General features: G+C 58.4%; 17 protein-coding genes. 5 read left to right on the top strand and 12 right to left on the bottom strand.

From position 1 onward, the window contains the following. Positions 1-694: 694 nt before the first annotated feature. The 4 genes from L4G42_RS25830 to arsC all read right to left on the bottom strand — a co-directional run bounded on the left by L4G42_RS25830 (position 695) and on the right by arsC (position 3,337). The gene (locus tag L4G42_RS25830) at positions 695-1,378 is read right to left on the bottom strand and encodes a GntR family transcriptional regulator (protein ID WP_237253673.1); all 684 of its coding nucleotides are present in this window, start codon (positions 1,376-1,378) and stop codon (positions 695-697) included. Positions 1,379-1,468: 90 nt separating this feature from the next. Beyond that, positions 1,469-2,140, bottom strand: a complete 672-nt coding sequence (locus L4G42_RS25825) for a DNA-3-methyladenine glycosylase I (protein ID WP_237253672.1) — start codon at positions 2,138-2,140, stop codon at positions 1,469-1,471. A 241-nt stretch (positions 2,141-2,381) separates the two neighbouring features. Beyond that, the gene (gene wrbA / locus L4G42_RS25820) at positions 2,382-2,987 is read right to left on the bottom strand and encodes an NAD(P)H:quinone oxidoreductase (protein WP_237253671.1); all 606 of its coding nucleotides are present in this window, start codon (positions 2,985-2,987) and stop codon (positions 2,382-2,384) included. After that, positions 2,984-3,337 carry an arsenate reductase (glutaredoxin) gene (gene arsC / locus L4G42_RS25815; RefSeq protein ID WP_237253670.1) on the bottom strand — a complete coding sequence of 118 codons (354 nt, stop codon included), beginning with the start codon at positions 3,335-3,337 and terminating at the stop codon, positions 2,984-2,986. Before arsC ends, wrbA begins: the two co-directional genes overlap by 4 nt. Positions 3,338-3,471: 134 nt before the next feature. Here arsC and L4G42_RS25810 point away from each other — a divergent pair, with 134 nt between their 5' ends. Next, on the top strand, positions 3,472-3,939 hold the full coding sequence (locus L4G42_RS25810) for a TlpA family protein disulfide reductase (protein WP_237253669.1): 468 nt from the start codon (positions 3,472-3,474) through the stop codon (positions 3,937-3,939). A gap of 142 nt (positions 3,940-4,081) precedes the next feature. Here the strand turns inward: L4G42_RS25810 and msrQ are convergent, their stop codons facing one another. The 6 genes from msrQ to L4G42_RS25780 all read right to left on the bottom strand — a co-directional run bounded on the left by msrQ (position 4,082) and on the right by L4G42_RS25780 (position 8,138). Next, a complete protein-coding gene (gene msrQ / locus L4G42_RS25805) occupies positions 4,082-4,702 on the bottom strand; it encodes a protein-methionine-sulfoxide reductase heme-binding subunit MsrQ (RefSeq protein ID WP_237261393.1) in 621 nt (206 codons plus the stop codon). Continuing rightward, a complete protein-coding gene (gene msrP, locus L4G42_RS25800) occupies positions 4,702-5,715 on the bottom strand; it encodes a protein-methionine-sulfoxide reductase catalytic subunit MsrP (protein WP_237253667.1) in 1,014 nt (337 codons plus the stop codon). Before msrP ends, msrQ begins: the two co-directional genes overlap by 1 nt. Before the next feature lie 69 nt (positions 5,716-5,784). After that, positions 5,785-6,231 (bottom strand): DoxX family protein, encoded by a 447-nt coding sequence (locus L4G42_RS25795; RefSeq protein ID WP_237253666.1) that lies wholly within the window; start codon positions 6,229-6,231, stop codon positions 5,785-5,787. A 15-nt stretch (positions 6,232-6,246) separates the two neighbouring features. Further along, positions 6,247-6,993 carry an HvfC/BufC N-terminal domain-containing protein gene (locus L4G42_RS25790; RefSeq protein WP_237260037.1) on the bottom strand — a complete coding sequence of 249 codons (747 nt, stop codon included), beginning with the start codon at positions 6,991-6,993 and terminating at the stop codon, positions 6,247-6,249. Continuing rightward, positions 6,993-7,844, bottom strand: coding sequence for an MNIO family bufferin maturase (bufB, locus tag L4G42_RS25785; protein WP_237253664.1), 852 nt, complete (start codon positions 7,842-7,844; stop codon positions 6,993-6,995). The genes L4G42_RS25790 and bufB overlap by 1 nt, the downstream gene beginning before the upstream one ends. 27 nt (positions 7,845-7,871) lie before the next feature. Continuing rightward, a complete protein-coding gene (locus tag L4G42_RS25780) occupies positions 7,872-8,138 on the bottom strand; it encodes a BufA1 family periplasmic bufferin-type metallophore (RefSeq protein WP_237253663.1) in 267 nt (88 codons plus the stop codon). Between the two features lie 260 nt (positions 8,139-8,398). Between L4G42_RS25780 and L4G42_RS25775 the strand changes: the two genes are divergently transcribed. The 4 genes from L4G42_RS25775 (at position 8,399) to L4G42_RS25760 (ending at position 10,926) form a co-directional block, all read left to right on the top strand. Beyond that, the gene (locus tag L4G42_RS25775) at positions 8,399-8,968 is read left to right on the top strand and encodes a sigma-70 family RNA polymerase sigma factor (protein ID WP_237253662.1); all 570 of its coding nucleotides are present in this window, start codon (positions 8,399-8,401) and stop codon (positions 8,966-8,968) included. Next, complete coding sequence (locus L4G42_RS25770; protein WP_237253683.1) at positions 8,968-9,612, top strand: DUF1109 domain-containing protein; 645 nt, start codon at positions 8,968-8,970, stop codon at positions 9,610-9,612. The genes L4G42_RS25775 and L4G42_RS25770 overlap by 1 nt, the downstream gene beginning before the upstream one ends. A gap of 353 nt (positions 9,613-9,965) precedes the next feature. After that, the gene (locus tag L4G42_RS25765; RefSeq protein WP_237253661.1) at positions 9,966-10,478 is read left to right on the top strand and encodes a hypothetical protein; all 513 of its coding nucleotides are present in this window, start codon (positions 9,966-9,968) and stop codon (positions 10,476-10,478) included. Positions 10,479-10,485: 7 nt separating this feature from the next. Beyond that, positions 10,486-10,926 carry a DUF421 domain-containing protein gene (locus L4G42_RS25760; protein WP_237253660.1) on the top strand — a complete coding sequence of 147 codons (441 nt, stop codon included), beginning with the start codon at positions 10,486-10,488 and terminating at the stop codon, positions 10,924-10,926. A gap of 28 nt (positions 10,927-10,954) precedes the next feature. Here L4G42_RS25760 and L4G42_RS26500 read toward each other — a convergent pair whose 3' ends face one another. Continuing rightward, complete coding sequence (locus tag L4G42_RS26500; protein WP_419789410.1) at positions 10,955-11,338, bottom strand: response regulator; 384 nt, start codon at positions 11,336-11,338, stop codon at positions 10,955-10,957. 251 nt (positions 11,339-11,589) lie between these two features. Beyond that, positions 11,590-11,789: hypothetical protein (locus L4G42_RS25755; protein ID WP_237261395.1), on the bottom strand; the 200-nt coding region annotated here is incomplete at its 5' end.

The raw sequence follows: 11,789 nt of genomic DNA, 5'->3' as shown, positions 1-11,789 counted from the left end.
GGTCGTCACGCTGCAATATTTGCGGTCTTCACACCGGCCTCTTCCCGGCTAAAGCCGGTCCCACAAAAAGCGCTGCTCAGCCGGTCCCACACAAAGTGCTGCGTACACCCGATGGAACTGGCTACCACGATCCCTGTAGGACCGGCTTTAGCCGGGAAGGCGTCGGTCGTCACGCTGCAATATTTGCAGTGTTCACACCGGCCTCTTCCCGGCTGAAGCCGGTCCCACAAAAAGCGCTGCTCAGCCGGTCCCACACAAAGCGCTGCGTACACCCGATGGAACTGGCTACCACGATCCCTGTAGGACCGGCTTCAGCCGGGAAGGCGTCGGTGGTTACGCTGCAATATTTGCAGTGTTCACACCGGCCTCTTCCCGGCTAAAGCCGGTCCCACACAAAGTGCTGCGTACACCCGATGGAACTGGCTACGACGATCCCTGGTAGGACCGGCTTCAGCCGGGAAGGCGTCGGTCGTCACGCTGCGATATTTGCGGTGTTCATACTGGCCTCTTCCCGGCTAAAGCCGGTCCCACACAAAGTGCTGTTCAGCCGGTCCTACACGAAGCGCTATACAACCGGGCCGACAGAAAGCGGCGCGCAGCAGTCACTCTCCAGGCCAGAGTGCCGCGAATGACGCTTGGGGTCTTGACCGATTTCACCGTCGTCAATGACGAAATCGGCACAGTCGCCAGTCGATCAGATCTCGCTGAGAACCGCGTGGGGCAGGTGGGCGTAGAGGGTTCGGCAGACGCCGATGATGTGGTGCTCGATCAGTTCGGCGGCTTTGTCCACGTCACGATCGGCACAGGCCTTGAGGATCTCGCGGTGTTCCAGGTCGGCGCGCTCTTTGCCTTCGTCGAAACTCATCTGCACGCGCAGGTAGCGCTCTACCTTGTCGTGGATCGAGCGAATCATGTTCAGCAAAAACGGCCGCTGCGCCGCTTCATACAGGCAGGTGTGGAAAGCCCAGTTCAGCTCGGCCCAGCGCCCGATGTCGTCATCGCACATGAACTCGTCACAGATGGCCCGGGCCCGATCCAGCTGAGCAGCGGTCATTCGCGGCACGGCGAGGCGAATGGCTTGCACTTCCAGCAGCACCCTCACTTCGAAAATCTGCGCCAGCTCCGGCTCGGAAATCCGCGTGACCACGGCACCCTTGTTGCGCTGGAACTGCACCAGCCCTTCGGCTTCCAGACGCTTGAGCGCTTCACGTACGGGGATCTTGCTGACGTTGAACACGCGGGCGATGTCGTCCTGACGAATCGGCTCGTCCTCGGCGAACTGGCCGGAAATAATCGACTCGCGCAGGTACTTGGCAATCACCTCGGACGCGGAGGGCGCGACACCGAGGTTGGGGGCGTCTGGAAGAAGAAAAGGCACGCGAATGGCTCGGCAATGGCGAATGCCGAATATTGTATACGACCTCCGATTTGTTACGCGCTGTGTCTTTTAAGTCCCGCAAAGAATTGGTCAGTGGTTCGCGGTGTACGACAGCATCATCGACAGCTGACACATCGGCCGGCCGCTTTCCGCGTGCCACTGATTGAACGCCGCTTGCACTGCCGCCTGATCGCGCTGGCTGCTGGGCACGCGGTCGACGATCTTCTGCGCATTGAGCGCGGCGACCACGTCATTGCTGGGGATGAAGGTGTCCTTGCCAACCATGCGCAGGAAGCGCGGCGACGACAGCCCGCCCATCTGATTGCCGTGCTTGAACAGGTAACGCCACAACCCGACGATATCGGTGACCGGCCACTCGGCGATGAAGTTGCCGAAGCTGCCGTGTTCGTGAGCAATGTCGAGGATCAGCTGAGCATTGCGGGGCACGCTCTTGAGCTTGCCCAAGTGCCGGATGATCCGCGCGTCCTGCATCAGGCGTTCAAGATGATCGCCGCCCATCAGCGTGACCTTTTCCGGATCGAAGCCGAAGAAGGCCTGCTCGAAGGCCGGCCATTTGGCGTCCACCAGGCTGTGCTTGAGGCCGGCACGAAACACCCGCAGCGCCATGGTTGACAGGTAACGGTCGTCGCTGAGGGCTTTCAGTTTTTTAGTCGTAGCGGGGGTCGGCAGATGCGCCTCAAGGGCGGCGGCGGAACCAAAGCGGTTGAGACAGTATTCATGGAGCCATTTGTAGTCTTGCATGCCCTCTCCAAAACAAAATTCATGCTCGGGTTTCAATTCACCCGGATTTCCCGGCGAGACGCCGATCACTGTAGGAGCGCGCTTGCCCGCGAACGGTGTGTCAGACACCGCATATGGACCTGACACAACGCCGCCGTCCAGATGCGGCGCCAAACCAGGCGCGCCCCGCAGGCAACCGTGCATTCGACCCCGTTCGAGCAAGGGGTTCCAGCAATCGAGCGCGAGCAACGCTTAGGGCTATCTAGCCCCGCGACGGATCAAGCAATAGCGCAGTCTTCGCCAGACGCTGACCCAGCGCGCGACACAACGCCGTTTCGTGTTCATCCAGCGTGCGTTTGCCGTCGGCGCCGGCGTGATGACTGGCGCCGTAAGGCGTGCCGCCGCCACGGGTTTCGATTAGTGCCGCTTCGCTGTAGGGCAGGCCGCTGATGAGCATGCCGTGGTGCAGCAAGGGCAACAGCATCGACAACAACGTGGTTTCCTGGCCGCCGTGCAGGCTGGCGGTGGAGGTGAACACACTGGCCGGCTTGCCCACCAGTGCGCCGGTCAGCCACAGGTTGCTGGTGCCGTCGAGAAAGTACTTCAGCGGCGCGGCCATATTCCCGAAGCGCGTCGGGCTGCCCAGGGCCAGGCCCGCGCAGTTTTTCAGGTCGTCGAGGGTGGCGTACAAGGCGCCGGCGTCCGGAATGCTCGGCGCCACAGCTTCGCAGTCGGTAGACACCGCCGGCACCGTGCGCAGGCGCGCCTCCATGCCGGTCATCTCGACACCACGGGCGATCTGACGCGCCATCTCCGCGGTGGCGCCGTTACGGCTGTAAAACAGAACCAGAATGTACGGCGCGCTCATGGCAGGATCTCCAGAATGTTTTCCGGCGGACGACCAATCACAGCCTTGTCGCCGACGACGAGAATGGGGCGTTCGATCAACTTGGGATGGGCCGCCATGGCGGCGATCAGCTGCTCGTCGCTCAGGCTGGTGTCGGCGAGGTTCAGGGTCTTGTACTGGTCTTCACCGGTGCGCAGCAGCCCGCGGGCGCCGATGTTCAGCTTGGCCAGCAGGTCGCGCAGTTGCGCGGCGTCGGGCGGGGTCTCGAGGTAATGAATGATGGTCGGCGTCAGGCCGCGGGCTTCAAGCAATTCCAGCGCGCCACGGGATTTGCTGCAACGCGGGTTGTGATAAAGCGTGAGATCGGTCATTTGCGGTCGCATCTTGCCTGAGGTGGCGGCTATTCTACCTGCGTCACGGTAACGACCGGTAACACGCCGCGAGCGATGCACAATCGGCGTCGCGTCTCTCTAGAAAGAAAGAGCATCCAGAAGGAAACAGCATCATGGCAAGGCGATTGGCAGCGGCAGCGGCACTTATCGGAAGTATGTTGCTCAGCGGGTGCGGCGTGGACCTGGGCACGGATCAGAATGGCGATAAAGTCGCCAGCAGCCGCGTCGACAAGCACTGGCTGGTCGTCAATTACTGGGCCGAATGGTGCGGCCCGTGCCGGACCGAAATTCCCGAACTGAATAACTTGTCCGAGCAGGTGAAAGGCCAGAACGTCAGCGTGTTCGGCGTCAACTTCGACAACCTTCAGGGCGAAGACCTGAAAAGCGCAAGCAAGGCGCTGGGCATCACCTTTACCGTATTGGCCCAAGACCCGGCCGAACACTACGACCTGCCGAAAAGCGAAGCCCTGCCGGTGACCTACATCATCGACGACAAGGGCAAAGTGCGCGAGCAACTGATGGGCGAACAGACCGCGGCGGGCGTGATGCAGAAGCTGGTGGAGTTAAAGGCAAAGGGCTAGAAGGCGGATCACTGTCCGCGCTGATGAAACCTTAGAAGCCAGCCTCGCTGGCGAAGACTAACGGCCACTGGCCAAATGCTCCCGTTAGTCAGGTAGCGTGGGCAGCGATTCACCGGCAAGTGGGTTAACTCCGTATCTGCCGTCACACTTTTGTGACAATGGTGCTGCGTCCTGTTTGACCACGCTGAATTCGTCGAGCAATGGCAGGAATTCTGAGCGTCAAGAGGAGTACACCTATGGCTGCATAGATGGCCCACTCCTTCAGATCCGCTCGCACGATCCACAGCATATGCAGCAAACCCAGTCCCAGAATCAGGTAACTGAGCCGATGAAGCTTCTTCCAGCGCCTTCCCAAGCGGCGCTGGCTGTAGCGATTGGACGTGACTGCCAGGGCCATCAATCCAAGAAATCCTAAAGCGCCGACAATAATGTAGGGCCGCTTGACCAGTTCCTCGCCCAATTGCGCCCAGTCGAAACCCAGGATAAAGAAGCCGTAGCCCAGCATGTGCAGCGACACATAGGCGAAACACCATAGCCCCAACTGCCGGCGAACAGCGATCCATCCGGGCCAGCGCGTCGTGCGCTGCAATGGGGTCATCGCCAGCGTGATCAAAAGCAGGGTCAATGTGCCTAGCCCCAAGCGATCAACAAGCACTTTTCCGGGATCAGGCCCCAAAGCAAAAATCCACGCCTGGTAGAGCCAATACATGGGGACTAAAGCTGCAGCCGCGAACACGGACAGTCGCCAGTAAATGAAGCGCATCAATAGTTTTTCCGTAGATCCAGGCCTGTATAAAGAGAAGCAACTTGCTCCCCATACCCGTTGAACATCTCAGTCTGGCGAATATTCGGGCTGAACAGCCCGCTAGGCAGACGCCGCTCGTGTGCCTGGGTCCAGCGTGGGTGGTCAACAGTCGGGTTCACATTGGCATAAAACCCATACTCGTTTGCCGCGATGCTCTGCCAGGTGGTCTTGGGTTGGTCGCTCGTCAGGCTGATGCGCACGATGGACTTCACGCTTTTAAAGCCGTATTTCCAAGGCACCACCAGACGCAACGGCGCGCCGTTCTGATTGGGCAGCTCCCGCCCATACATGCCCACCGCCAGAATCGCGAGCGGGTTCATCGCCTCATCCAGGCGCAGCCCTTCTACATAAGGCCAGTCGATCAACGCAAAACCGGAACGCTGACCAGGCATCGTCTTTGGGTCTTGCAGGGTTTCGAAGCGGATGTATTTGGCGTTCGCCGTCGGTTCAACCTGCTTGAGCAGCTCGGAGATCGGGAACCCCAACCACGGAATCACCATCGACCACGCCTCTACACAGCGCAGACGATAGATACGCTCTTCCAGCTGATAAGGCTTCATGAAGTCTTCAAGCGCGTAGCGGCCAGGCTTGCCGACCTCCCCGTCGATGACCACGCTCCAGGGCTCGGTTTTCAGGGAGCCGGCGTTTTGCGCAGGATCGCCCTTGTCCGTGCCGAACTCGTAGAAATTGTTGTAGTGGGTCGCGTCCTTGAACGGCGTGATCGTCTCGTCTTTGACGGTCACGGCCTGCCACTTCGTCGCAGGCAATTTGCCCTTGAACCAGTCAGGTGCAGCGCCCGCCTCGACGTCAGCGTAGCGGGAGGCTTCTTCGGCTTGTGCCCAACGGGGCATTGCACTGACGGCAAGTCCTGCAAGTGAGCTGCCGAGCAATGCTCGACGCGAGAGGTAAAGGGATTCGGGTGTGACATCCGACTCTTTGCAATCGGATGTGGAGGGGATCTTGATCAGCATGATGACTCCGCAGTTATAGAGAACTCAGGCATCTATCTAAACGATTAAAATCGTTGCGTTTGTTTCAAGTCATCGAATTCCGAATCGTCTATCCAGAGAAAGTGTACCGGCACCCTTGGCTATGATAATCAGCAGTAGTCCGATCCAGGACAAATGGGTCGGCCACGCATCGGGGTAGACAAATATCTCGATTACCAGCGTCATGCCCAGCAGGGCCAGGGCCGACAAACGACTGAATAGACCGAGAATCAGTAGCACTGGGAACAGATGTTCGGCATAGGCTGAGAGATGGGCAGCCAGTTCCGGAGAGATTAACGGCAAGTTGTACTCAGTGCGGAACAGCTCGTAAGTGCTGTCAGTGATGGTTAAAAAGCCCTCGACCTTGGTCCGACCGGACATGATAAAGATCGCGGCAATCGAAATCCGGGCCACCAATGCCAAGGTGGAATCGCTGATCAGGTGAAACATACGGTCGGCGAGGCTGTTCCAGAGATTGAGCAGGCGAGGCACATTCATGATGTTCTCCAATGCTTATTGAGCGGCAAATACGTTGGCAGCGATCAGACGGCTGAGCATGTTCATCAGGTCCAACTCTGGTTCAGCGCGGGTTGCGTATTCGGCAGCATCCTCCAGGGGCAAATTGGCTGCGCAGGCGTCCAGAAAGGCACATTCGCCAATGCTCAACGGATACCAGGCAATGAACGTGGTGCTGCGGCTGATCAAAACGCCTTCGCTGACCCAATCCAGTTCGGCAGGTACGTCGATCTGTTCGCGATTGCATCGCCAGAGGGTGTAGGCGGGTTGTTCCGCGAACCATTTCCAGCGTGCTGTGGCGCGCAATTTGAGCCTCACGCTGGCCAACAGCTCCGGCTCGATGGCTGCAAAGGCGGTGACATCAAGGGCGGGTTCGTCTTTAGCGCCATGGGCTTCATTCCACAGCAGATCGATGCGCGCCACATTGCCAAGGTAAGGCAGGTCCCGGGCGTGCTCGAAAGCGTCAAGAAAGTCCGGGAAGCCTTTGCCGTAATTAAGCAACCGCGCATCGGTAGGCGGGAATTGGCGGACATAGCGCGCCGCAGCGGCTTGCAACCATTCGGTGCCTACCAGACGCTCCACGGTAGGAAAATTCGCCAAGAGGGCATCACTGGCGCCTTTCATCACGGTGTTGCGATACACCAGAAATCCCGATTGCTCAGTCAGTACCGGCAAGCTTTCGGGGTCCTTGCCATACAAGGCGCTGATAAAAGCGTCCTGAAAACCGGCCAGTGACAGATTCATTATGCAGTCTCCCGTTGCAGGTGTCGGTGGGTGTCCAAGACGCTCTGGGCCCGATTGCGTTCGATAATCAACTCATCGAAAGCGGGAATCTGGTCATCGCGTTCAATGAGCGTCGGGCGTGGGCCGATGCGCTTGATCAAGCGTTGATAAAGGGACCAGACCGCGTCGCTGACGGGGCTGTCGTGGGAATCGATCAGCAGGCTCGAGTCGCCAGGGTCAGGGGTGTGACCGGCCAGATGGATTTCCATGACCGCATGGGCCGGGAAGGCATCCAGATAACCGGCGGCGTTGAAGTCTTGGTTATGCGCGCTGATAAAGACGTTGTTCACGTCCAGCAGCAGCCCGCAACCGGTTCTGTCGCTTAGCTCGGTGAGGAAGTCGAGCTCGCTCCAGTCATGGCCGTCGAGCTTTAAATAGTGGGTTGGATTTTCAATCGCAATCCGGCGCCCGAGGATGTTCTGGGTGCAATCAATGTTGTCGACGATCCGTTGCAGCGCTTCATGGGAGCGCGGAAACGGCATCAGGTCGGGGTGGTACTGGCCTCGCCAGGTTGACCAGGCCAAGTGTTCCGACATCAGGGTCGGTTGAACGCGATCGGCAAGCACCTTGAGCCGTTGCAAGTGGGCCATGTCGGGCGGGCAATCGGCCGCCAGGGACAGGGACACACCGTGCAGTGACAGCGGGTGCTGGCTGCCAATCGCTTCAAGCCAGGCCAGGCGGGGGCCGCCGTCAACCATGTAATTTTCCGGATGGACTTCAAACCACAGGCCGCTGGCGGTGCAATCGAGTGCGTGCTCGTAATGCTCTGCCTTGAGGCCAAGTCCGGCACCCATCTTTTGGGAAGTTTTCATGATTGACGCGTCCCTTGATGTGGCGGGTTACATGGCTTCCAGAGTACCGTGGCCGTTTGGCGTCTTGATCGAGGTGCAAGTGCCGGCCGGAACGTTTTTCCACGAGTTGGCCTGATAGTCCGTCTTCGAGGTACCAGCACATGTGGTGCCTGCGCCTGCTTTGCAATCGTTCTTGCCAGCCATGGAAACGCCGTAGCACTTCTCCATGGCCGCTGGTTTTTCGGCCGCCATGACTGAACCGGCAGCAACGGAAGACAGGGCGATTGCGATAGCGGCGATATTCAAAGTTTTCATGGTGTTTCTCCGAGGATTCAAGTAGTTGGTCGGCAGTTCAGCGAATCGTTCGCTTTGCTTGCGATCCGGGAAGTAATTCGTCGCGAAACGCCAACCGGTTACAGCGATCGAAAAAATATTTGAAATATCGTGAAAAAATTTGCGCCGTGCGGGGTTTCTCAGTTCACTGCCCTCCTGCGTTCAGTCAGTGCGCGCTTGCAATGCACTTGATGAGAAGAACAATTAAAAAATTTTTAACTGTTGTGTAACCAGGGCGATTGATGGACCGAACTACACATAATGAATCGTTGCGCAGGCGAGAGATCGATCTTCAGACGCTCTTCCTGTCAGGGCTCAAGGGCAATCAGGCTGACTACGCGCGTTTCCTGCGGGAGTTGAGCACGCACCTGCGTGGTTTTCTCAGGGCACGGCTGCTGCGTCAGCCAGATGAAATAGAGGATCTGCTGCAAGAGATTCTGCTGGCGGTGCATAACGGCCGTCAGACCTATCAATCTGATCAGCCGTTGACGGCCTGGGTGTTTGCCATTGCGCGCTACAAACTGGCCGATTTCTATCGTTCCCGCTCGCGGCACGATGGGCTCAACGATTCCATTGATGACGCCGAGGAGCTATTTGCCGAGCCCTGTCTGGAACCGGCTCAGGCGAGTCGCGATCTGGACAAGTTGCTCGAAGAGCTGCCGGACAAGCAGCGGCTGCCAATCATGCACGTCAAGCTCGAAGGGCTTTCCGTTGCGCAGACGGCGCAGTTGACCGGGCTTTCCGAGTCTGCGGTAAAGATTGGCGTGCATCGCGGGCTCAAGGCCCTGGCGGCCATGATCAGAGGTAAATGATGAACACAGACGATCTTGTTTCCATGCTCTCCACCGGGGTCGAACCCGTTGATCCCAAGGCGATCGCCAAGCGCTTCAGCCTGGCGATTCTGATTGGCGGTGTGGGGGCTCTGTTGGTGGTCATGCTGCGCTTTGGCGTACGGCCTGATCTGGCCGAAGTGGCGACGACCCCTATTTTCTGGGCCAAGATTGCCTTTCCCCTGAGCCTGATGCTGGGCGCATTGTTGATGGTGACGCGCCTGGCTCGCCCCGGCATGAGTGCCGGTGGCGGCAAACTATGGGTCACCCTGGGGGTGGCGGCGATCTGGGTCGGCACGCTTTACGGGCTGGCTGTAGCACCTGCAGACGAGCGAGTGGCCCTGGTCTTGGGCACAACCTGGAAAGTGTGCGCCTTCAGTATCACCTTGCTCTCTGTACCAGGCTTTATTGCGGTGTTCTGGGCCTTGCGTGGCCTGGCGCCGACCCGGCCGAAGCTTGCCGGCGCCTGCGGCGGCCTGCTCGCCAGCTCCCTGGCGACTCTTGCCTACTGCCTGCACTGTCCTGAAATGGCCGTACCGTTCTGGGGTATCTGGTATTTTCTGGGGATGCTGGTGCCGACGTTAATCGGTGCTGCAATGGGGCCGCGGTGGTTGCGTTGGTCGTGATTGAGTAGCGCTCTCGGATCGAGCTGAGTCCAGGTTGAATCAAGATACCGAGCGTCGGTGCTGCCGACCGGGCCGAGGGCAAGCGGTGGGCAGGCGGTTGTTGCGGCGCAGGATGGCGATGCCCGTGGGCTGATCGTCAATATCTTTCGAATAGGGGACGGATTTATTTTCCAGGTCAGATAAATCCGTCCCCTTATCTCTCCCAAAGCAGCCGCTAGCCTGATCGAAGCGCTAAATTTCAAGATGAGTTCAGCGTCTAAAAATGCCCCACGAAATCAGCAGCACACGCTCACCGCACCAGAACTTCACACAGATCAAAGCGGTCACATCGCTAGTCCCGACGAGTGATGCGTATGAGCCTCTTAGAGCAGGAAATGCAGGACCGCGACCACCCCGTTGCGGAGGACATTGCGCTGCAGCGCAAAGTCTGGAAGTTCCAGAGGGTTGGCTGGTATGTGCTGACGGCGGTTGTCATCCTGACATTGCTCGGCTTGTTTTCCAGAGGCCCGCTCAGCACGCTCGAATCGGTGAGTGTGCAGGGTGACCTGACGGTGCAGTACGAGCGTTTCCACCGAGCGGGCGGGACCAATCCAATGATCGTTCAGGCCACGGGGCAGCCGGGCAAAGAGGTCACGCTGTCCATTGGCAAGCCTATGCTGGATGGCTTCAGCATCGAGTCTATCCAGCCGCAGCCGGTCAGCTCCATGGGCAGTCCCCAAGGTTTGAGTCTTACTTTCCCCACCGACAAGAGCGGGCACGTCACGCTCTTTATCTCATGGCGCAGCAACGGCATGGGGCTGTTTAAAAGTCAGATCAGTGTCGTGGGCGGCGGCCAGATTCCAGTCACTCAGTTCATTTACCCATAGGTGCTCAATGGATGCCGTATTACGCGCGGGCGCGATTTATCTGGCACTGATGGTGCTCTTCAAGATATCGGGCAGACGATCATTGGGCGAGCTGACGTCGTTTGATTTCGTGCTGCTGATGGTCATTGGCGAAGCCACCCAGCAAGCGCTGCTGGGCGATGACTTCTCCGTGACCAATGCGGTTCTGGTCATTGTGACGTTGATGGTGATCGACATCGGGCTTTCCCTCGTCAAGCGACGCTCCAAACGCTTGGCCAAGCTGATCGATGGGGGGCCGACGATCATTGTTGAAAACGGCGCTTTCCTGCGACATCGCATGCACGAGGCCCGTATTCAGGAAGACGACATCCTGGAGGCCGCAAGAATAGAGCAGGGCTTCGAACGAGTGGAGCAGATCAAGTACGCGATCCTCGAGCGAAACGGCAAGATCTCGATCATTCCTGCCTGATCATCTGCCCGCCATGGGCCAGGCAGGATCACTCTCGGTTAATTGCCAAGGCTAATGCGCGCCGACAAATGGTGCCTATGTCTTGGGAATGCCAAGGTTTAGGGATGAACAGTGGAGCATATCCAGACTCCAGGATTTGTTGACCTCGTCCTCCGGAGGACAAGATCACAGGGATGCGGGGCCAATGCGCTTGCACACGATTTGCCAGCCCAATACCACTCAGCCCACCCGGCATATGGATGTCGGACAGTATGAGATCTGCCCCTCCTGAGGTCTCGCACAACCAGTCCCAAGCGTCGTCGCCCGTCTCTGCTGTTACGACCTCGAAGCCTTCCGTCTCTAAAATTTCATGGATCAAACTGCGAATGAGCCAGTCATCTTCCACCACTAAAACGGTTGATAACACTGTCATGTGCCCATGCTGGTTTGTTGTGCAGTTGGACTGGGCCAATGTCTGCGGGTTCCTACTTCCGATACAGCCGTAGCTCAGGTCTCTTTGCACGGTTACGCCGCTCTAATTGAGTGGGGGTGTAGTTCTATGTAAAGCCTGAATCGCCCCTGATTATCCAGATGGCTACCAACAAGACCGGCGAAGCGTGCCGAACGAGCCGCTACAATCCCCCGTCACCGCCAACCCGGAGCCTGCGCCTTTAATGCCGTTGTTCAATCGTTTGACTGCATTTTCAACCCAAAGCGGCAGGGCGGTCGGCCTTGTCTGGGCGACTTCCCGGCCCTTGTAATGCCTTCCGCCTGTTTCAGCGTCGCGCCCCGGAAACCCGCCAGCAAAATTACCTGGAAGCATTGCGGTCCCATGAGTCGCACACCAAGGAAGTGAAGCTTTTCGGCATGGCGCCGTTGTTGCC

Source organism: Pseudomonas petrae (genome assembly GCF_021728295.1).
Lineage (GTDB): Bacteria > Pseudomonadota > Gammaproteobacteria > Pseudomonadales > Pseudomonadaceae > Aquipseudomonas > Aquipseudomonas petrae.
This window is presented reverse-complemented; position numbering and strand designations above follow the sequence as displayed.

Coding starts and splice junctions, on each gene's coding strand:
- arsC (WP_237253670.1), bottom strand. CDS start 3,337: ATGACCGATCTCACGCTTTATCACAACCCGCGTTGCAGCAAATCCCGT.
- L4G42_RS26500 (WP_419789410.1), bottom strand. CDS start 11,338: ATGACAGTGTTATCAACCGTTTTAGTGGTGGAAGATGACTGGCTCATT.
- wrbA (WP_237253671.1), bottom strand. CDS start 2,987: ATGAGCGCGCCGTACATTCTGGTTCTGTTTTACAGCCGTAACGGCGCC.
- L4G42_RS25780 (WP_237253663.1), bottom strand. CDS start 8,138: ATGAAAACTTTGAATATCGCCGCTATCGCAATCGCCCTGTCTTCCGTT.
- L4G42_RS25825 (WP_237253672.1), bottom strand. CDS start 2,140: ATGCAAGACTACAAATGGCTCCATGAATACTGTCTCAACCGCTTTGGT.
- msrQ (WP_237261393.1), bottom strand. CDS start 4,702: ATGCGCTTCATTTACTGGCGACTGTCCGTGTTCGCGGCTGCAGCTTTA.
- L4G42_RS25810 (WP_237253669.1), top strand. CDS start 3,472: ATGGCAAGGCGATTGGCAGCGGCAGCGGCACTTATCGGAAGTATGTTG.
- msrP (WP_237253667.1), bottom strand. CDS start 5,715: ATGCTGATCAAGATCCCCTCCACATCCGATTGCAAAGAGTCGGATGTC.
- L4G42_RS25770 (WP_237253683.1), top strand. CDS start 8,968: ATGAACACAGACGATCTTGTTTCCATGCTCTCCACCGGGGTCGAACCC.
- bufB (WP_237253664.1), bottom strand. CDS start 7,844: ATGAAAACTTCCCAAAAGATGGGTGCCGGACTTGGCCTCAAGGCAGAG.
- L4G42_RS25760 (WP_237253660.1), top strand. CDS start 10,486: ATGGATGCCGTATTACGCGCGGGCGCGATTTATCTGGCACTGATGGTG.
- L4G42_RS25775 (WP_237253662.1), top strand. CDS start 8,399: ATGGACCGAACTACACATAATGAATCGTTGCGCAGGCGAGAGATCGAT.
- L4G42_RS25795 (WP_237253666.1), bottom strand. CDS start 6,231: ATGAATGTGCCTCGCCTGCTCAATCTCTGGAACAGCCTCGCCGACCGT.
- L4G42_RS25765 (WP_237253661.1), top strand. CDS start 9,966: ATGAGCCTCTTAGAGCAGGAAATGCAGGACCGCGACCACCCCGTTGCG.
- L4G42_RS25790 (WP_237260037.1), bottom strand. CDS start 6,993: ATGAATCTGTCACTGGCCGGTTTTCAGGACGCTTTTATCAGCGCCTTG.